This is a genomic window from Streptomyces calidiresistens, assembly GCF_014141525.1.
Taxonomy (GTDB): Bacteria; Actinomycetota; Actinomycetes; order Streptomycetales; family Streptomycetaceae; genus Streptomyces; species Streptomyces calidiresistens.
This window is the reverse complement of sequence record NZ_VKHS01000024.1, coordinates 1-19,655: the sequence shown is the minus strand read 5'-3', so window position 1 is coordinate 19,655 and position 19,655 is coordinate 1. Positions and strand designations below refer to the sequence as shown.

The window sequence follows — 19,655 nt, the reverse complement described above, 5'->3', positions numbered from 1 at the left end:
GGGGAGGGCCGCGGGGGAGGGGACGCGGCGCGTACGACGGCACGGAACCACCCGGAGGCGCCCCGCATGACGGACAGCACCGACACCGCCCCACCCCCTGCCGAGGAGGGCCTGGAACGCGAACCCACCCCCTCGGACAGTCTGCGCACCTTCGGCGCCATGGTCCAGGCGCTGCGCGAACACGCCGGCTTCAGCCGCGCCGAGTTCGGCGAGATGGTGCGGTTCTCCAAACACACCGTGGCCTCGGTGGAACTGGGGCGCCGGATGCCCGACATCTCCTTCGTCGAACGCGCGGACGAGGCCTTGGGCAACACCGGCGCCCTGCGCCGCGCGGCGGCCTTCCTCACCCGGGGCGAGGCGGGCCTGGCCGTCTGGTTCCGCCGCTGGGCCCGCCTCGAACGGGTCGCGGTCAGCCTGTCCACCTACGAGTGCAGGCTCGTCCCCGGCCTCCTCCAATCCGAGGGCTACGCCCGGGCCGTGTTCGAGAACAGCATCCCGCCGCTGTCGGACGAACAGTTGGAAGTCCAGGTCACCGCCCGATTGGAACGGCAGCGGACTCTGGAGGAGAAGTCCGACGCGCTGTTCAGCTTCATCGTGGAGGAACATGTCTTCCGCCGTGAGCTGGGAGGGCCCGAGGTGACGCGCGGCCTGCTCACCCGGGTGCTGGAGGTGACCGAACTGCGCAACGTGACGCTTCAGATTCTCCCGCTCCGAGCGCGGGTCCACGCCTGCCTGGATGGCCCCCTCCAACTGCTGGAGACTCCCGAACGCAGGCGGTTGGCGTACTCGGAAGGGCAGGAGAACGGCCGCCTCATCTCCGACGCGAAAGAGGTGAGTCTCCTCCACCAGCGCTATGACAGACTGCGCTCACAGGCCCTCACCCCCGATGACTCGCGGGGCCTGCTGGAGCGACTGCGAGGAGAGCTGTGAAGACGACGGAACTCGCCTGGTTCAAGTCCAGCTACAGCGGCACCCAGGGCGACAGCTGTGTTGAGGTTGCCCGGGCCGAACGTGCCGTATGCGTCCGCGACTCCAAGGACACCACCCGCCCCCACTTCGCCGTCACCCCCGGCCAGTGGACCCACTTCCTCACCTTCGCCACCGAAGCCTGACCCCTCCCCGCCCCGCACCCTGGGGCGGGAACCGACCGGACGGCGGGGAAGTCCGGCCCCCTGCCCGGCGACGCGGCCGGGTCGTTACAGAAGCGCCCGGAGAGCGATCAAGACTCCAGCCAGGGCCGCAGCGGCGGCCACACCGGCGGTGCCCGGACCGACGAATCGCCAGTACCCGCGTCGGATCACGGAAGCATCCGCCGGCAGAGTGCGCAGCACCTCCCCGGGGAGACGCCGCCCGCGAGCGAGATACGCCAGGCGCTGGGCGTACAGCGTGGGAAACGCCAGGAGGGCACACCCGCCCCGGTGATCAGTAACCGATGCAGGTGTGCCGGCTCGGTCTGCCAACCCCGGCGCCCTGAGCGGGTGACCTGGCGTGCTCCAGCCACAGCAGCCGCTTGTACACGGGCCGCCGCACTACCGCTTCCTTGGCATCCCAGCCGCTCACCGGGCATCCCGCCCGGACCTATGCCCGGAACCCGGAGACCGGAGTGGCAGCCACCCCGGACATCCGGACGCCTTGGGGGTCGCCTCGCCCTCTTTCACCGTGGCCCCGGTCCCCCTCCCCCGCCTCGAACCGAAACCGGGAAAGGGCTCAAGGGGTATCGGTCGGCACTCGACCCAGCACGTGATGCAAAACCAGGGAACCCAACGCTCCGGTGACCAGGAAGACCGTAATCCACACGGGTATGGCGGAGGGTGCCTCGGCTCGTAGGTAACAGTCCAGGGCGTTCATCTGGCAGTTCAGCCGATCAGTGTCGGCGCCCGGCCGACGCAGTGTCAGTGCCAATGGCACGGCGGTCACCGCCGCCAGGAGGCCGGAGAGCACGGCCCACACCAGTCGGGCGTTGCCCGAGAGGTGTAGTCGTTCGGGAGTCCGCTCGGGCCACGCGTGCATCAGGCACACGGCCCCCAGCATCAGCAACGATCCCATTGCGACCACTGCCAGGGCTGCCATGAAGGCCACCGGACCTCCGGGCCAATCCCGCGCCCAGCCCACCAGGGTGTCGCCGAGCCGAATATGGAGCACCACGGCTCCCGTCAGGACGGGCACGGCACACGCGGTACCCACCATCGCGATCCGTCGCTGCTCAACCTCTGACATGGGCATGGGTGTGGCTCCAACTCCGCGAAGTCACAGGCCGACTTCCGCTTCCGCTGCCATCCGGATCCTCCGGATCTCGGCAATGGCCTCGGTGGGGTCCTCGTGGCCCGCGTCCACGAGGCGTTCCAATTCTCGCAGTCGGGCGGCCCGTGCCGGATGGCGTTCGATGGCGACGAACACGGCCCAAGAGTGGACGAAGGCCCGCAGCGGGGCGAGGCTCTGCGTCTGTTGGGCGTTGGTCGTCGCTTCGAAGAGATGGCTGGTGAGGACCGAAGTCCGACTGGGGGCGATGCGAGCCACGGCGGCCAGCAGGGCATCCGGGGAGAGCTCGGGCATGGGGACCAACGGATCATCTGTGTTAGCCAGTTGCGCACTCAGGGTATTCTCCACAGCCGTTCGAGCAGAGAAACGCACTGCTAACTGTATGGCTGGTGGGGGGTCTTAAGTATCTCTACACTGTGCCCCGGCAGGCATCAAACCTGCGCATACGATTCCGGAAGAAACTTCAGTCTCAAAGTGTGCGCAGGTCGTCGTCCTACAGCTGAGCGATTCTCGATCGCTTGTTCATGGATGGTCCAAGGGCGTCGGTTGCTGACATGACCTCGATGCGTACTGCGAACACGGAGATTGCTGAGCCGATCGGGCGGACTGCGAAGTCTAAACGATAGCAATGGTCGAAGGGGCTGCTGTACTCCATCCCTTGTGCACTGCAACATCCCCAGCGCCATGCCCAGGTTTCAGGCTTCGAGCCTCCACGTCCCGTGCACGATGCAGCGATCTTTGGGAATCTTTTTTATCGTGATCTTAGAATCGCTGCGGTCCAGGCACAATTGCAATGCCATGCCGTGTTCATCGTGAATATCAATGCGCGGTGCGTCCGACGAAAAATCATGAATATTCAGTTGGTCGACGGCGGCGAAGAGTGACATGGGGATTTCGACCAGTTCATAAATCTGCGTCGTTGGATCGCTTTTGAGTCTGAAAGCACGCAGGACGATCCAGCGTTGTACGGCATTTAGGAATTCTTCGAAAAGGCCCATGGTTCGCTCATAGCGCGTTCGAGCTGACCGGCAGTCCTGAATCCAAGCCGCTTCGCTTAGCTTCGAGATGTGTAGCTCGTGAGGTTTGATGTCGCGCGCGCTTGTGCTTTTTGCAGAGAACTGATCTCCGTTTACCCGGAGATCCCAGAAGCGTGTGGTCTTACTGGGAGCCATTTCCACTGTCATGCCCTCGGCGAGACATGACGCCGCAAGGGCATTTTCAAAAGCGAGCCGGTCCAGCGGATTCGCGTGAGTGCCATGATGGGCCTGTAGCCGAGCCTTAAACTCGGCAGAGAATGCACCACCGATTAGGTTGCTATCCGGATTGATAATTTCAGTGATGGGGCGAAGCATCGCCTGCACGATGTTTCGAATCTGCCTGAGTTGCGCTTCGGTGCACTGGGTTATCAGGCCATAGGTGTCGCCTACATTGAGTGAGCCGTGAATATGTGCCACAACTTGTTGGACGAGATGCGCTTGATGATCGTCGAGTTGATCTATAGCGTCGATCAATTCTTCGCGAGCAGCACCATTCATCACGGTTCCTCTTCAAGGTCTTACCTTGTAAGCAAGGTGATTCCCGTTGTGTATTCAAGTCTCAGGCTGCCACGGCTTCTCGCGTGGATTGGGTTTCCAATTTATCAGTGAGAGGTTGACTCGTATCGGAATCCTGGATATCTTCCGGTCGCAGATGGGTGCCCGGTAGGATCAAGTCCTCGATGAGTGGCCGCTTCCCTGTCAGGATCCAGTGGCAGACGGAAGCGATTTGGTAGCTCACAAGCGGTGGGACGGCGTCACCGATGTGCCGGTACTTGTTGCTGAGGCTTGTACCCTCGAATTTATAGGATCGGGGAAATCCGTTGAGAATCCCCAGTTCACGTACCGAACAAAGGCGGTCTTCGGTGGGATGTGAATAGCGTCCGTTGCCCACGTGGGCGCACTCGCGCTTAATGGTCGGTGCGGGGCGGTTCCACGCCATGCGTCCGTAAACGTCAGGGAAGCTCCCGAAGTCGTTCTTTTCCACGGACTTTCTCATGGCGGGAGTCAGGTAATTCATACCCTCTGGAACGTCGAGAAGGTCCCGCCAGGACCCTCCGTCGTGAGGAATCTTCTGAAGACGGCCTAGCGTCGCTGGCGAGTTGAAGCTTGGAGATGCGTGCGCGTCGTCCTCGGGATGTGCCTCGCCAGCTTTGATAGAGGGAAGGCCATTGAGGGCGCGGCGTACAGTAGTCGCCTCCTGCGCCAAGGAGCGGCCAGCCCATGCGTCTTCGAGTGTGCGCAGATCGTAGCCTTCGGAGACCGCAATCACGAGTGCCCGTTCGCGTACCTGGGGGAGGCCGAATGTGTTCAGGAAGTGATTCTCCGCGTGAACCGTGTAGCCTCGAGCCTCGAGATCCTTTCTCAGGATTTCGAAATGATGTGCCCAGCGTCCCTGGAGTAGCTCTCGGGCGTTCTCCATGACGAGAATTTTCGGTTGGAATGCATCGACGTAGACGATGGTGCGCCTAACCAGGCTGTTTCTCTTATCGTCTTCGAGGTGGTTCTTGGCGTTAGTCCGCGAAAAACCTGTACAAGGAGGACATGCGGACAGGATATCGATAGGAGAGGTTACGCCCATGGATTGCATGAGGAGCCGGGGATCCACTGTTCCCAAATCGGTCTCGACGGGGGTGATCCCGATGTTTGCCTCGTAGGTGCTGTTGCAAGCCAGGGAACCCTTGGGGCTGCTTGGCTTCCCCAGCTGAGCGTCGGCCGCACCGATCACCTCAAAGCGAGGGTGAGCATGGAAGCCGAAACTCATGCCTCCGCCACCAGAGAAGAGGTCTACGACCTTGTAGGTTCCCGCTCTTGGGGTAGTCGGTGCGGCACCATTCTCATTGATGTCGATCTCACTACCCATAGCACGCCTCCTGATGATCAGAGTGAAGACTAGCATCACCAGGACCTCGAACACCGTGAAGGCCACCAGTCCGACCTGATAGCCCTGAGGTGCACCACAAGTAACTCAAATGGGGCAATAGTTGCATTCCTGACAGGCTAAGAGCCTGTCCTATGTGGTGAGTCGGCGGAGGCGTTTGTAGCAGACGAGGGTGGTGGCCAGGCCGAGGAAGGCCGGGTAGTTGGGGGAGTGCCGCTCGTAGCGCGGGGACAGCCGGCGGTAGCCGACCAGCCAGGCGATGGTCCTCTCGATCTTCCACCGCTGTCGTCCGAGGCGTTGGGAACTCTCCACGCCCTTGCGTGCGATACGAACGGCCAGGCGTTTGCCGCGCATCCATCGACGCAGGTCGGGGATGTCGTAGGCCTTGTCCGCATGGACCCGCCCTGGGGCGGCGGTGACGGCCGCGTTCGGGGTTGTGTCCCGATGGGAGAGCGGCCAACAGCGGCTTCAATCCCTGGCTGTCGCGGGTGTTGCCCCCCTGGGGACGGTGACCATGAGGGGCAGGCCGTTCGCATCGGACAGAACATGCATCTTGGAACCCGCCCTGCCCCCGTCCACGGGGCTCGGACCCGGGTGCTCGCCCCCTTTTTTGACCCGCGCCCGGGCGGTGTCGATCAACACCCGGGGCAGGTCGAGCAGCTCCGCGGCCGCCAATTGATCGAGCACCGCCCGGTGCAACCGCGCCCACATCCCGGCCCTGGGCCGGATTGGGAACCGCCGGTGCGCGGTGGACCCGGGGATCCCGAAACACAGCGGCAGATGCCGCCACGCACACCCACTGTTGAGCACGTACGCGATCGCGGCGAACACCGCCTCATCAGGAGTGTTCCGCGTCCCCCCGCCCTGCGGCCGCACCCGCTCGCACGGCAACAACGGCTCCACGGGCTCCCACAAATCATCCGGAACGATCCAACCCCACCGGCCCCACTCCCCATGTCCAGTCAACGAGCCACACCCCACATAGGACACGCTCTAACCCCTGCCCGGACGAACCACCCCAACTACCCGGCCCGAGGTTGACGAACATAGAGGTACCCCCGCGGTGCCCCAGGCATCATGTCCGGGGCCTACGAGTCGTGTCCTGGATGGTCGAAGTGGCTCGCCAACCGTCGCTGGAGGGCTTCCTGGCGAGCCTGCCTCTTTCAGCGCGCCTTCGTAGGCCCGAGGAACCCCCCTAGCCGCAGGAACCTGCACGGACAGGTGATTCAGGAGTTCGGCGAACTGGGTGACCGCCGGGGCAAGCCTTTCGACCACGGTGGCTTTGACATCAATAGCTTTGAACTCGGCAGCGGACAAGGGCTGCGGCGGGTCGTGCCGGAGAACCGTCACACGCGAGTCCTCCGCATTGGGTGCGAAAAGCAGCGAAGTGTTCCAGGTGACACCTGCGGCGCTGACGTCAGCCTCGTCTAGAAAGGCCAAGCCAGCCATGTGCCATACAGCGTCTGCCGTGTACCACTCGTGATCGCCGATACGGTAGGCATGGACGTTGCTCACTGTATGCAGCGTTGATTTGAGAGGGGAGAAAGAGCGGGCAGTCGAGATACTCACCTACTGTTCTACTGCGCCGACGGACGTCGCGCACAGGATGGGCTCCGTGCCCGTAATGAGCTTCTCTGCGGCCGCTGTGATCGCATGGATTGAGGTTGCAGAGCTAAGGATCTCTCACGAAAGGGCCTTGTTCGCCTTGGTCGGATTTGTGAACCGCTGGACGAATTCGGCGAGCGTCGTCAAGTGCTCGAACCGATCACCGAGATCGCTGACATCCATGTCCATGGGGCTGGGATACGCGTTGCCTTGGGTGAAGTCGCGGTGGTTTTCGCTGATGAAGTAGATAGTCTCTTCGGGGTGTTCACGCGCGTACTCGACGGCCGAGAGCCAGATGACGGCGTCCCTGGAATCAGTCTTGTTCTTGCCCGCCTTTATGCAGGGCGGGAGTACGTTCGCTTCTCGGAAGAGCGCCTCGCGCATGACTGTTGGGCTTGACGGAAGGATCTCCGCGAGTGTTCCGTACATTTTCATCCAGTATTTCCGGATGCGTTCGAAATCGGGATTCTCAAGCTGATTGCTTGTGTCCCATGGCGTGTGGTGCTCAACCTCCCTCAATGCCGCAACTGCCGAGTCGTGCGCGTCCCGGTAGCTGATGACTCGCTGCGCGACGAGTTCCTCCGCCACCATCCACGGGATACCGACGCGCTCGCCGACCGCGCGCAGCAGGTCAGCGCTGCTGTCCTTGAGTCTCAAGGACCTAATGATGCACGTGTCGAGAAAGATCACGGTATGCGCCTCTGTGCGATCCGATGGTGGATCCCAGGGTCTCAAGTCATGCGCTTCAACCGCACTCGAGTATCGCAACCGATCATGCTGGTGCTGCTTGAGGCAGCATGCGATCCGCTCATGACCCCTTTCGGGCCGTTGAGGCGCTGAGGGGCGGCGAGGGGCCAGCCGGACTCACGCTTTGAAATCAGGGCCAGGACAGCCGGTATGACCCAGGCATGAGGACTGTGGACCTGATGGCTATTCCTCGGGCCTCAACTGCAGCGATGCTCCAAGATCTCGTCCACGCCTCGTCCACGGACCCCGGCATACGGCCGCTCCGAGTGGCATACGGCTGCACATACGCGAAGACCCCGTCATCAGCGTTTCCGCTGATGACGGGGTCTTTGGGCACCTCGTGCAAGGTGCCCCCGGCAGGATTCGAACCTGCGCACACGGCTCCGGAGGGCATGCCATGGCGACTCAAGGAGTGCAGCCTGACCTGCGGGTTTTCTCCGAAGAGAGCAGAGTGGGACCGTTCCCTATCGCATACCGTGCACAGGCCGACTGCGATGCGTCCTGACGGATGCCGGTACTGCCGGCCGAGGCTGCGCGGAGACGGCCGCACTCACTTGCCACGGCAGGTCTTCGACAGCGCCGACCACCCACTGCCGTCTGCCTCTTGGCACCCTCAAGCATTCGCGCCCATCTGCCGTGCTTGATGGCGGCGTGCTGTCGACACCGATAGGGATCCGGGCAGTCCAGAAGATCTACAACAGGCCTACGACGCGCAGGACAGAAGCCGTATCCGTGGCAGGATCCTTGAAGACGTGCCCGTGTTCGAGACTCTTTAGCAGTACTTGCCCCTTGGGTACCCGGTCCACGTGGAACGTCGACCAGGTGCGGCATTTAATACAGTCCTGACCGATCAAGAACGGCCGCAGCAGGTGAAGCCCATGGTTGGGATCACGGAGATACAGGCTGCCCGGCTCAAGGTCATTGCTGGGCAGAGTCATGGCCTTGATGGGCACGACGGGGTGGTCACCCATCAGTTCGCGGTACCGAACCCGGGAAGTTCGAACCAAGGAGTCCCAGCGAACTTCGGCGATGTCTAGCAGAGGCCAGTCGGCGAGGAATCGCGCATTGTCTACCAGGGTTTCGAAGTCATTGAATGCATCCTTGATGGCGTGCGGAAGGTCAATGGAGTCGACGCGGCGCAAATGAGCCTGATCATTACGGCGATCGTTCAGTCGCTTGCACGCATTAGCCGCATCATCGTCGGAGAGGAAGGACCGGATTTCGTTCAAGGGATGCTCGGCGGGCAGCTTGCGCAACTTGCGACTGGTGGCGACCTCCTGGAGTACGGCCACCCAGTCTCCGAATCCCGGTCCGCTGCGCCCTCCAGCAAATTTCTCTTTAATGGCTGCAACCGCGCCTAGCTCGGTCCCGGCTGACCGGGCCAAGGCAAGTGCGAGTTGCGCGGTGTAACAAAGTAGGATTTCGGCAGCATCAAGTACAGCGCCGTATGCTGTTTGGGAATCTCCCTCGCTCAAGTGAGCTTCCGTCTCCCGCCACCGGTAGGCCACGGGGTAAGGAAAGCGAGTGCGCACCGTATAACCCAGATCATCGATCTGGGAAGCAGCCTCCGCTCTCAGGCGGAGCGTGCGTCCTGACCGGATAACACGTGACCTGGCCAGAGCTGCGGTCTTTTCCAGGAACACGGACTCAAGGACTGTGTCTGCTTCTGCTTCCCAGTTCCTGAGTTGCTGCTTGACACTAGTCAAATCGTCTAGCGCTTTGGCCAGAGCCTCGTCCGGTTGTGGGATGGGCAGAGCTTGCAACTGGCGAACATTGACGTGAGCACCGTCCGCCCCAACCAGAGCACGGGCCAGCTTTGTGCGCAAGAACATCAGTGCAAGACGGACTTGCTGTGGCTCTAGTTCTTGGCGAGGGCGAAGCGCGATGGTCATATGACTGGCAGCCATTGGCAGGCTCTCGGCCGTCACCTGTGCTGCTCTGAAGCCGTAAAGGTCACTCGTCCGAGACACGGCGCCCACCACAAGGTCACCGGGGGCCAACAAGTATTTTTCTGGCACCTCGGCCCAATACGTATCGTCCGACGGCGCCGTAATCATGCCATCGCGACTGATATCACGCCCACCGATTAGCCGCACTGTTTCAGGACTCTGTTCAGAGCGGATCCAACGCGAATCACTAGCCATGTGAACCCTCGGCAAGCTGTCGTACAGGTCACCCAGTCTTCTCACACTACCGAAGCTGGCCAGTTCATCCCGACGGTCCAAAAGGGTCGGATCATGGAGGTCGAATGCGAGACTCTCATGTGGTGCTGGCACTGCTCGGGCCACATAACCATGGGACACACGACCGCCACCTCGATTAAGTAGGCGCTCGAAGTCCTGCGTAATCGTTGTCGGGTCATCCCGCTGAGACATACGGAAAATCCTCAGCGGAGGTCGGGTTTCAGCGCGGGCACGCAGGAAGACAGCCGCAACTGCAAAGCTAGAATGCGCCCCCACCACCACGCCTTCACCAAAGGCGACGATGAGTGTGTCCCAGTGTTCCGCTATGGCTGTTCGACAGTCCACGGCCCACGGTGCCTCCGAAACAAAAGCGGTTGCGGGAAGCAGGATGGCCATCAAAGAGTCAGGTCGTGCAGGCAGGCAGGTGCCCAACATCTCGGCAAGGGTGCTCCCCTGCGCCTCTCTCCTCCTGCCGGACATCAGCTTCTGCTCCCACGGCGGTACCAGCAGCACGGGACCCTGCTTGAGTAGTTCCTCAACGCTGACGGTCAGGTGCGACCACACAGGTTCTCGGTAGGAAGTCCAGCCCTCCGGCGCTTCGAATGCCTCGCCGTCAGAGAGCTCACTACTCGTCAAAACGACTGGCTGTACCCCGGCAGATCCCAAGTGCTCGAAGCCGAGCGCTAGTGTCTGTTCGTACCCAGGAATCAGCGATCCTGCCATTCGTGCTCCCACCCACCACGACGACTGTTGCTCGCACACCGCTCGGCCCCGAAGCCTATGTGACGCGATGAGTTGGGCGCCCCCTGTGCCGCGATGCCAGCCTGGGGTGAGGCCACTCAGGACAACCGGCGGCAAAAGGGCAGCACTGACGGCACAGTGCGAACGACCGCGGACGACACCCTTCCAGGCGAACTCCGCCGGCACGCCGCCCACCAGATCAGCGAAGCGCACCTCCGCTACCACCGTGCTCTGCGCTGATCGCCCCTGAGCCTGGTTTCGGCTTGTCTGGCACCGACCTCTTCGTCCCGAAGCAACCTTGGTCAGCGTCGGGCCAGGAGAGAGCGGGGCGCTGACCTGCGCTGACTGTTCCTGAACGTGCGTGGACGTGCGCCGCCGTACGTGGTCGTTGTCACGCAGTTAGACACTCAGTTCCGAAGGCCCTTCTTGGCTGGACGCCTGGCCAACATGCGTAGTGGGAGGTTATCCACAGGTCCGCACGCAGTTGCTCGCTGCGGCGTACGGTGCTGCTCCTGTTGACCACGACTCGGGAGCGCGGATGCCATACAAGCCTGGGCTGACGTCTCGCGTGGAGCTCACCATCTACAGGGCACTGGAGAGGGAGAGGGCGGTGCGGCCCGTTGCCAGTGCCTACGTCCATACTGCCTTCATGCCCAGATTCGAACGTGTGATCCATTGGTGCGAGGGGGTGACAGGCGAGCGCGAGAGGGCTCCGTGATCCTTGAGACAAGCCGCTGTCACGTCACTAGGCTGACTTGGTTAGCCAGTTGGCGGAGGGGGTGCTAGGTGCGCATCGTGTGGCCCGCATTTATTCCAGATGGTCGTGCGAACCGGCTCAAGGAGTACGCGCTGATGAAGCTCGCCGAGAAGGTGACGCCAGATTGGTGGCTCTACCTTTGCGGCCCGGAGGAAGTGGCGCACCAGATACGGTTGCTCGATAAGTGCACTCCTGAAGAACTCGCGGACGAAAAGCGGAGGGAATGGACTCACAGATTCCACCTCGTGGAATCAGATAAAGAAGAGCTGTGTTCCGTTTGCGAACTCCTTAAAGGGGTTTTATCTCTGACGACAAAGGGTGACCTCGACTTCGCGATCGCCTTCGATTGGTACAAAGATCCGGTCGGAGATGATCCCATGAAGTGGCCTAATACGGAATCTGGTGAGCTCATCCATCGAAGTAAGTACTATTCCCCGGGAACGGCCAGAAAAAAGGCTCGAACGGAACTGTTGGGCAAATTTTCCAGTGTGATAGAGGGGCATCCTCTTCTTCGGGGATGCCCTAATATCGTGACAGTTCCAGGGCATAAGGCGGACGGGCAGAGCTTCGGGGAACGGCTGGCAGCTAAGGTGGCATCGAACACCGGGAAGCAAATCATACGGACGGAATCTCCGGGTGGATCGCGGCCTCAGGCTAAAGAGGGGACGACGGCAGTAGCCGACGGTCACTTCGCAATGCCTGGCAGAATTTCTGGCGACGTGATCGTCCTGGACGACGTTTATAGGAGCGGCACGACAATGAATGCAGTCGCTAGAACAGCGAAGCGTGCTGGTGCACGGCGTGCCTTTGGTCTGGCGGCGGTGCGAACGATGAGGAACTGAGATGCCCCAAAAGAACTATGACTCGATGTTCCTGGCTCTAGTCGCCTTCGAGACGGCAAGGACTCCGGCGCGCATAGACGCAGTATTGCGCGAAAAGGGCCCCGCAGGGCTGGAGGAGCTAGCACTCAACCTGGACGAGGCAGTGGCTCAAGCATGCCGCCAGAAAGCGGCAGTGCTAGCTGAGCGAGGAATCTACGCTGTTCTGCGTGGGGAGTCATCCTATCCGGATATGTTAATCCATCGGGAGAAGTCGGGCGCTCCTGTTCTTTTCTGCTACGGCAACGCGAAGTTGCTGAAAGCGGACGGAATCGGAATGTGCGGCTCTCGTGCCGTTAGCGAGCTGGGCCTTAAGGCCGCGATTGCCTGCGGGGAAGAGGTGAGTAGTCGCGGCCTGAGCGTGATTTCGGGATACGCAAAGGGCGTGGATACAGCAACTCACTTGGCGGCGCTCCGTGGTGGTGGGTCCACGGTTATAGTCCTTGCTGAAGGGTTCGATCACTTCAAAATCAAGAAAGCCTTCGCTAAGGACTTTGATCGCGATCGTGTACTTGTTCTCTCGCAGTTTCCGCCCACGCAACCCTGGCTGGCCCATGCCGCAATGACGAGGAATAGGATCATTTACGGCCTAGGTCAGGCACTTGTGGTTGTCGAGGCGGGAGAGCGGGGCGGGACGCTGGCCGCTGGCGAAGGTGCCATCCGGATGGGTCGACCGGTCCTCGTTCTGAATTTCGGAAAGGAGACCCCTGCTGGAAACAGGATTCTCCTCGGCAAGGGGGGGTATCCGGTTGATTCTCGCGAATCGCTTGGTCGCATCCTGGATAAGCGACCTCGCAACAACGGCGCTGCGCAACTGACTCTGCCTGTTTGATGGCTGTTGCCCTCAACTTTGCCGCGTACCTGTGGGATGCTCGAGGTCCAGCGTTGGAGCAACGCGAGAGGAGGGGGTGAGCCGGAGGCCAGTCGTGCGGAAACAATCCTCGAAGCCATCGGCCAGGGCAGGGCGTAGCGCTGACCTACGCTGATCGTTCGCGATCGTGCCCGGTCGTTCTCATGAGATCCGGACCACCCGGAGGGACGCATGGGACACCATGCCGGTATGAACAGCGACGACGCGGCGTCTCTTGACGCCAACGAGGATCCTCCACTCGAACCGATCACCGGCCCGCTCTCCTTCGAAAATCTCGATCCGACGGAATTCGAGGAGTTCTGTTACGACCTGCTCGTGCGGCTCGGGTTCGTCAACGTGGACTGGCGAAAAGGGACTAATAAGAAGGCAAGTCCGTCCGATCGTGGTCGTGGCATCGTTGCTCAACTGGAGCGAACAGATATCGATGGACATCGGTACTTTGAGACATGGTTCGTCGATTGTAAGCACTACAAGCGTGGGGCGCCTCCCGAGTCATTTCAGGGCCTTTTCACGTGGGCCGAGGCTGAGCGTCCGATCACAGCACTAGTCCTCGCCTCCGGATTCCTGTCGAACCCGGCCAAGGACTGGATCGCTTCCTACCAGTCAAATCGAAATTCTCCCTTTCGTATTCGACACTGGGAGAGGCCGTCACTGGAACGAATAATCGCCAAACATCCTGACCTTATGACCAGGTATGGCGTCATTCGCCAGCCAATGAGGTCTACGGTCGAGATCCTGAAGGCGGAGAACGAATTCTTCGACAAGATTTGGTACGTTCGAAAAATCATCCTGCAAGAGAATGTACAAGAGGGTGAGGGCGAGCCCATTCCCCCCGAGCTTCAAGCTCGTATGGAGGCTGGAATGCGCGCAGTTGAGGAGCGCTACGGGAAAGATAACGTGGGCCCCTGGGATGACTGGGGCTGGGGTTTCGTGCACGGAAAGATTTCTGCGCTGCGCTGGGTGCTGGGTGTTGCGGGCAAGGACATTGTTGACGTTGGCGAGGCTGTGCCTTGACGGACGAATCCAGTACTGCCCAGACCGCTCTGGAGGCAGGAGGGCCCCTAGCCCTTGATCTGCTGCTGAGCAGCCCTGGCACGATACAGTGGGGGCTATGGGTAGCCCTTCAATTGCAGTGAGGTTCCGCCGCTTCTAGCGGCAGAACCTGCTCCAGGACGTTCTGCCGCTCCGCGAGTCCAGCCGGGCGGCGCTTCTGCATGCCCGGACGCCTGCTTCGATGGAGCGTCCTTCCTCTATGCCCACTTACCGTGGCGGCCGACATGAGCACGGCCAGAACTTCCTCACTGACCACACCACGATCGACCGGCTCTCTCGGCTGGTAGCCGACTCGACCGGTCCGATCATCGAGATCGGCCCAGGCCAAGGCCGGCTCACAAGAGAGCTGCAAAAGCTCGGCCGGTCCCTGACTGCTGTCGAGATCGATAGCCGACTGGCGGGCCGACTTGCATCGACCAGTCAGTTCCGCGCCCGGAAACACGTAACCGTCGTCAACGCAGACTTCCTCCACTGGACGCTACCGACCACTCCGTATGTGGTGGTGGGCAACGTTCCGTTCCACCTGACCACAGCCATCCTCCGCAAATTGCTGCACGATGGAGCCTGGACCCGGGTGTTCCTACTCGTGCAGTGGGAAGTGGCCCGCCGGCGTGCCGGCATCGGTGGTAGCAGCATGATAACCGCGCAGTGGTGGCCCTGGATCGACTTCAGTCTGCACGGGCGGGTGCCCCGGTCGGCGTTCAAGCCAGCCCCGAGCGTGGACGGTGGCCTCTTGGTGATGACTCGTCGCCCGCCCCCGTTGCTCCGCCTGGACGCAAGAGAGACCTACCGACAGTTCGTCCATGACGTTTTCACCGGTAGGGGCAGGGGCATCGGCGAGATCCTGGCCAACGTATCCAGCTCACTCGGACAGCGGGGAGCGCACCGGTTGTTGAGGGATGAGGGGATACTCCCCTCGTCCCTGCCCAAAGATCTCTCAGCGGAACAGTGGGCTCGCCTCTTCACCAGCGCGTCGCCTACGAAGGGCGCCAAAACCGGAAAGAACGCACACCCTACCCACTCCGCACGGCGGCGAGGTCGATGACCCACGCCAACGCACCCCTCAGCCTCGAAGGCCGTCGACGGCTGATCCGACGCTGCCGTGCCCGCTCGATCGCACACGTCGCAACCGAGATGGGCATCTCTCGCGCATGCGCATCGAAGTGGGTGAATCGATGGCGACGACATGGCGATTCCGGGCTGCGCGATCGATCGTCGACGCCACATCGGAGCCCCAGCGCGACGCCGGCATGGGTCGTTAAGCAGATCGAGACCTGGCGGCGCGAGCATAAGTGGTCGGCTCAGCGCATCAGCGACGAGCTTGCCGACAGTGGGTTCAGGATTGACCGCCGCACTGTCACTCGGCACCTGACCAGGCTCGGCCTGGGCAGACGCAGGTTCATCGATCCCGGCGGAGACAACAACCGCAATCCCGGGAAGATCGTCGCCCGGTGGCCCGGTCACATGGTCCACCTGGACGTGAAGAAGGTCGGCCGAATCCCCGACGGTGGCGGCTGGCGCATCCATGGCCGCGACAGCGTCCGGACCAAGACTGTCAGTCGAGCGAAAACAGCTGGCGCGAAACGCGGGTACACCTACCTGCACTCGGCCGTCGACGGCTTCTCCCGGCTCGCCTACACAGAGCCGTTGTCGGACGAGAAGGGAGCCACCGCGGCGGCGTTCCTGGCCAGGGCCAGGGCCTGGTTCGCAGCTCACGGCATCACCCACATCCACCGTGTCGTTACCGACAACGGGGCGTGCTACCGGTCCGGTGACTTCGCGTGGATCGTAGGCAAGAGCACCCGGCATCAGAAGACCAAGCCGTACACCCCGCGACATAATGGAAAGGTCGAGCGCTACCAGAGAATCCTGGCCGAGGAGCTGCTCTACGCCCGAGAGTTCAACAGCGAAAAGGCCCGCTCGTCCGCGATCGCTGTCTGGAACATCCACTACAACTACCACCGCCGGCACAGCGGCGCAGGGGGCCTGCCACCAGCATCTCGACTCCGGGAGGGCGTCACTAACGTCCAGCCCTCATACAGCTAGCGCACGCGCCGGTGGTAGCTCCGTCCGAGACGGGTGGACGGTGGCGGCCAGCTCTATCGCAGCTCTATCGCGATCAGCGCGCAACAACGACAAAGGGCGGGACCCAGTGAGACTGGTTCCCGCCCTTTGTCGTTGGCATCTGCGCTGGTCAACCGCATCATCGTGCTGGTTGAGGCGAAGTGCCCCCGGCAGGATTCGAACCTGCGCACACGGCTCCGGAGGCCGTTGCTCTATCCCCTGAGCTACGGGGGCGGTGTCGCCGTCTCGCGGCGACGGGAAGAACACTACCAGCTCCGAGGGGGTGCCCCGTACCGGGTTGTGCGCGGGTGGGTCGCGCCCCGGGAACGGCCGGGCAGCGGTGCCCCGGAGGGCTCCCGAAGCCGCGCCGGAGCCGCCCCGGGGCGTGCCCGCCCCCGGCGCGTCGCGGTGGCGTCGCAGGTGGGGCTACGCGTCGGTAGCAGGTTCCGGGAAAGCGCGTACACAGGATGCTCGGTGGTCCTACTGTGGAGGGGTGCCAGTCGCGTTGGGCCGGGTCCTGGTGGTCGACGACTACCCGGTGATCCGGCAGCTGATCAGAGTCATCCTCGAACTGGACGGGTTCGAGGTCGTGACGGTGGCCGACGGTGCCGAGTGCATGGACACGGTCCCGTGGTTCCGCCCCGATGTGATCACCCTGGACATGGCCATGCCCGGGATGGACGGCCCCCGCACGGTGCGGGCGCTGCGGGAGAACCCGCGCACCGTCCACCTCCCGCTGGTCCAGGTCAGCGCCGCCGTGGAGACGTACATACCGGTGGACGTGGACGCCGTGGTGGCCAAGCCCTTCGAACCGGCCGAGCTGGCCGGCCATGTCCGCCGTCTGGCCCGCACCGGTCGCCCGCACGGTGTCCAACCGGCGAACTCGTTGGCGGGATAGCCCCCTCCCTCTCGTACCCTGTGCCCGTGACCCCGGCCCAGCTCTCCGACGCCGTGCTGCGCTCCGTCCGGCACGCCGTGCGGAGCGGTGAACTGCGCGTGGCCGTGCCCGGCCGCGCCGGCGTGCGCCGCCCCCCGCACGGGGACGCGGACTGGTCCACCGGCATAGCGCTCGCCCTGGCGGGACCCGCCGGGCGCCCCGGCCGGGAGGTCGCCGAGACCCTGCGCGCCCACCTGGCTGCCACCCCCGGCGTGGCCCGGGTGGAGGTCGCCGGCCCCGGCTTCCTCGACATCCACCTCGCGGAGGACGCCGACGCCGCCGTGCTCGCCCCCTGGCTGGACGCCCCGCCGGTCGCCCCGTGGCCGGAGGACCCGGCGCGGGACGTCGCCCGGTGGGCGGCGGTCGCCGGCGGGAACCCGGCGGAGCTGCTGGTGCAGCGCGAGCCGAACCCCCTGTTCACGGTGCGCTGGGCGCACGCCCGCTGCCGCGCCCTGCTGCGCGGCGGCGCGGCGATGGGCCTGACGCCCGCCCCGGCGGGCGACGCGGCGGAGGGGCCCGGTGACACGGACGCCGTCACGCCGGCGGGGGCCGGGCGGTCGGAGGTGGTGCGGCTGATCGCCGAGTACCCCCGGCTGCGCGACGCGCTGACGGCCGCCCTCGACGCGGAGGGCACGCCCGGCGAGGCCGGGGGAGCGGTGGCGCGGTTCCTGGTCTCCCTCGCCGACGCCCTCCTCACCGCCGAGACCACCGCCCCCGCCCTCCCGGTCGGGGAGGAGAAACCCGGGGCCGTCCACCGTGTCCGCCTCGCCGTCGCCCTGGCGACCGGAACGGTGCTCGCCGACGGCCTCCACCGCCTGGGCGTCAACGCCCCCGATCACCTCTAGTCCGCGACCGGCCCACCGACAGTCCACCGCGGGCCCGCCGAGTCACCCCGCCGCGCGCTCCCGTTCGGGAGTGCGGGAGCCGGGGCGGCGGTCGCCGGTGTGTCGTGCCGGTCACTCCCGATCCCACGGACTCCGTCCGGGGCCCGGGCGTCGGGCATCGTGGTGGCGGTGGGGTGTCCGAACCCGGCGAGTCGATCGCCGCGGCCCCGGACCCGCCCGCCGCCGTCACCGTGCCCGTCGCCCGCGCCCGCCCCGGACAGGTCCGGAGAGAACCCGAGCAGAAAGAGTCGTCACCTCTCATGAGTCGTTCCGCCCACCCGGCCGGTCCCCGGCACGCCGACGTGCTGCCCGAGTCCCACCACCTCGCCCCGCCGGCCGACCCGGCCGCCCTCGACCCCCGCATCTGGGCCCGTTCGGTGGCCCGTGGCGCCGACGGCGCCCTGACCGTCGCGGGCGTGGACGTCCGCGACCTGGCCCGCGAGTTCGGCACCCCCGCCTACATCCTGGACGACGCCGACTTCCGGGCGCGCTGCCGCGCCTGGCGCGAGGCGTTCGGCGACGAGGCCGACGTCTTCTACGCCGGCAAGGCGTTCCTGTGCCGGGCGGTGGTCCGCCGCCTGCACGAGGAGGGCCTGAACCTGGACGTGTGCACCGGCGGCGAGCTGGCCACCGCGCTGGCCGGCGGGATGCCGCCGGAGCGCATCGCGCTGCACGGCAACAACAAGTCCCTCGCCGAGATCGACCGCGCCGTGTCGGCGGGCGTGGGCCGGATCGTGCTGGACTCCCTCGCCGAGATCGAGCGGGTCGCCGAGGCGGCCCGTCGGCACGGGGTGCGCCAGCGGGTGCAGATCCGGGTGACGGTGGGCGTGGAGGCGCACACCCACGAGTTCATCGCCACCGCGCATGAGGACCAGAAGTTCGGCCTCGCCCTGGCGGACGGCCGGGCGGCGGAGGCGGTGCGCCGGGTCCTGGCGCACCCGGACTCGCTGGAGCTGATCGGTCTGCACTCGCACATCGGCTCGCAGATCTTCGACACCTCCGGGTTCGAGGTGGCCGCGCACCGGGTGGTCGGGCTGATGGCGGCGATCCGTGACGAGCACGGCCTGGAGTTGCCGGAGATCGACCTGGGCGGTGGCCTGGGCATCGCCTACACACCGGCCGACGACCCGCGCGAGCCGCACCAGATCGCCAAGGGGCTGTCGGAGATCGTCACCCGGGAGTGCGAGTCGGCCTCGCTGGCGGTGCCGCGCCTGTCGGTGGAGCCGGGGCGGGCGATCGCCGGGCCGACGACGTTCACCCTCTACGAGGTGGGCACGGTCAAGGAGCTGCCGGGGCTGCGCACGTACGTGAGCGTGGACGGCGGCATGTCGGACAACATCCGCACCGCGCTGTACGACGCGGAGTACTCGGTGACGGTGGCCTCGCGCGCCCCCGAGGGTCCGACGACGCTGTGCCGGGTGGTGGGCAAGCACTGCGAGAGCGGCGACATCGTGGTGCGGGACGCCTGGCTGCCGGCGGACACCGCCCCCGGTGACCTGCTGGCGGTGCCGGCGACGGGCGCGTACTGCCGGTCGATGGCGAGCAACTACAACCACGTGCCGCGTCCCCCGGTGGTGTCGGTGGACGAGTCGGGGGCGCGGGTCATCATGCGGCGGGAGACGGAGGAGGACCTGCTGCGGCTGGACGTCGGCTGACGGCGACCGGTCGACTGCGACCGGCGGCGGCCGACCAGGCGCCGGCGGGCCCGGGGGCGGGTGCGGGATCGCGCCGCCGCCGGGCCCGCCGGCGCGGGGGAGGGG

The 19,655-nt window shown here is 64.2% G+C and carries 16 protein-coding genes, 1 tRNA gene and 1 pseudogene; 10 read left to right on the top strand and 8 right to left on the bottom strand.

Annotated features, from left to right (window positions below; translation table 11 throughout):
- Positions 1-66: 66 nt before the first annotated feature.
- Positions 67-930 carry a helix-turn-helix domain-containing protein gene (locus FOE67_RS02465; RefSeq protein ID WP_182660084.1) on the top strand — a complete coding sequence of 288 codons (864 nt, stop codon included), beginning with the start codon at positions 67-69 and terminating at the stop codon, positions 928-930.
- A complete protein-coding gene (locus FOE67_RS02460) occupies positions 927-1,112 on the top strand; it encodes a DUF397 domain-containing protein (protein ID WP_182660083.1) in 186 nt (61 codons plus the stop codon). The genes FOE67_RS02465 and FOE67_RS02460 overlap by 4 nt, the downstream gene beginning before the upstream one ends.
- A gap of 595 nt (positions 1,113-1,707) precedes the next feature.
- Here the strand turns inward: FOE67_RS02460 and FOE67_RS02455 are convergent.
- The 7 genes and pseudogenes from FOE67_RS02455 to FOE67_RS02425 all read right to left on the bottom strand — a co-directional run bounded on the left by FOE67_RS02455 (position 1,708) and on the right by FOE67_RS02425 (position 10,433).
- Entirely contained in the window at positions 1,708-2,217 is a 510-nt protein-coding gene (locus FOE67_RS02455) for a hypothetical protein (protein ID WP_182660082.1), read from the bottom strand.
- 30 nt (positions 2,218-2,247) lie between these two features.
- Entirely contained in the window at positions 2,248-2,553 is a 306-nt protein-coding gene (locus FOE67_RS02450; RefSeq protein WP_182660081.1) for a hypothetical protein, read from the bottom strand.
- Between the two features lie 401 nt (positions 2,554-2,954).
- Complete coding sequence (locus tag FOE67_RS02445; protein ID WP_182660080.1) at positions 2,955-3,794, bottom strand: hypothetical protein; 840 nt, start codon at positions 3,792-3,794, stop codon at positions 2,955-2,957.
- A gap of 61 nt (positions 3,795-3,855) precedes the next feature.
- Positions 3,856-5,223 carry a DNA cytosine methyltransferase gene (locus tag FOE67_RS02440; protein ID WP_323384073.1) on the bottom strand — a complete coding sequence of 456 codons (1,368 nt, stop codon included), beginning with the start codon at positions 5,221-5,223 and terminating at the stop codon, positions 3,856-3,858.
- An 84-nt stretch (positions 5,224-5,307) separates the two neighbouring features.
- Positions 5,308-6,141: pseudogene (locus FOE67_RS02435) on the bottom strand (IS5 family transposase).
- Positions 6,142-6,858: 717 nt separating this feature from the next.
- Positions 6,859-7,470, bottom strand: coding sequence for a PIN domain-containing protein (locus tag FOE67_RS02430; RefSeq protein ID WP_323384068.1), 612 nt, complete (start codon positions 7,468-7,470; stop codon positions 6,859-6,861).
- A 749-nt stretch (positions 7,471-8,219) separates the two neighbouring features.
- Positions 8,220-10,433: a hypothetical protein gene (locus tag FOE67_RS02425; protein WP_182660078.1), complete on the bottom strand. Its 2,214-nt coding sequence runs from the start codon at positions 10,431-10,433 to the stop codon at positions 8,220-8,222.
- 870 nt (positions 10,434-11,303) lie between these two features.
- On the opposite strand from FOE67_RS02425, the gene FOE67_RS02420 reads away from it, so the two are divergent.
- The 5 genes from FOE67_RS02420 to FOE67_RS02400 all read left to right on the top strand — a co-directional run bounded on the left by FOE67_RS02420 (position 11,304) and on the right by FOE67_RS02400 (position 16,056).
- Positions 11,304-12,050, top strand: coding sequence for a hypothetical protein (locus FOE67_RS02420; RefSeq protein WP_182660077.1), 747 nt, complete (start codon positions 11,304-11,306; stop codon positions 12,048-12,050).
- A gap of 1 nt (position 12,051) precedes the next feature.
- The gene (locus tag FOE67_RS02415; protein WP_182660076.1) at positions 12,052-12,918 is read left to right on the top strand and encodes a DNA-processing protein DprA; all 867 of its coding nucleotides are present in this window, start codon (positions 12,052-12,054) and stop codon (positions 12,916-12,918) included.
- Between the two features lie 228 nt (positions 12,919-13,146).
- Positions 13,147-13,971, top strand: coding sequence for a restriction endonuclease (locus FOE67_RS02410; RefSeq protein ID WP_182660075.1), 825 nt, complete (start codon positions 13,147-13,149; stop codon positions 13,969-13,971).
- A 238-nt stretch (positions 13,972-14,209) separates the two neighbouring features.
- Positions 14,210-15,055 (top strand): 23S ribosomal RNA methyltransferase Erm, encoded by an 846-nt coding sequence (gene erm, locus FOE67_RS02405; RefSeq protein WP_182660074.1) that lies wholly within the window; start codon positions 14,210-14,212, stop codon positions 15,053-15,055.
- Positions 15,052-16,056 carry an IS481 family transposase gene (locus FOE67_RS02400; protein WP_182660073.1) on the top strand — a complete coding sequence of 335 codons (1,005 nt, stop codon included), beginning with the start codon at positions 15,052-15,054 and terminating at the stop codon, positions 16,054-16,056. Before erm ends, FOE67_RS02400 begins: the two co-directional genes overlap by 4 nt.
- A gap of 180 nt (positions 16,057-16,236) precedes the next feature.
- On the opposite strand, the gene FOE67_RS02395 is transcribed toward FOE67_RS02400, so the two are convergent.
- Positions 16,237-16,308, bottom strand: a tRNA-Arg gene (locus FOE67_RS02395).
- Positions 16,309-16,567: 259 nt separating this feature from the next.
- On the opposite strand from FOE67_RS02395, the gene FOE67_RS02390 reads away from it, so the two are divergent.
- The 3 genes from FOE67_RS02390 to lysA all read left to right on the top strand — a co-directional run bounded on the left by FOE67_RS02390 (position 16,568) and on the right by lysA (position 19,550).
- On the top strand, positions 16,568-16,972 hold the full coding sequence (locus FOE67_RS02390) for a response regulator (protein WP_182660072.1): 405 nt from the start codon (positions 16,568-16,570) through the stop codon (positions 16,970-16,972).
- A gap of 26 nt (positions 16,973-16,998) precedes the next feature.
- A complete protein-coding gene (locus FOE67_RS02385) occupies positions 16,999-17,856 on the top strand; it encodes a DALR anticodon-binding domain-containing protein (RefSeq protein WP_182660071.1) in 858 nt (285 codons plus the stop codon).
- A 299-nt stretch (positions 17,857-18,155) separates the two neighbouring features.
- Positions 18,156-19,550, top strand: coding sequence for a diaminopimelate decarboxylase (gene lysA, locus FOE67_RS02380; protein ID WP_182660070.1), 1,395 nt, complete (start codon positions 18,156-18,158; stop codon positions 19,548-19,550).
- Positions 19,551-19,655 lie beyond the last annotated feature (105 nt).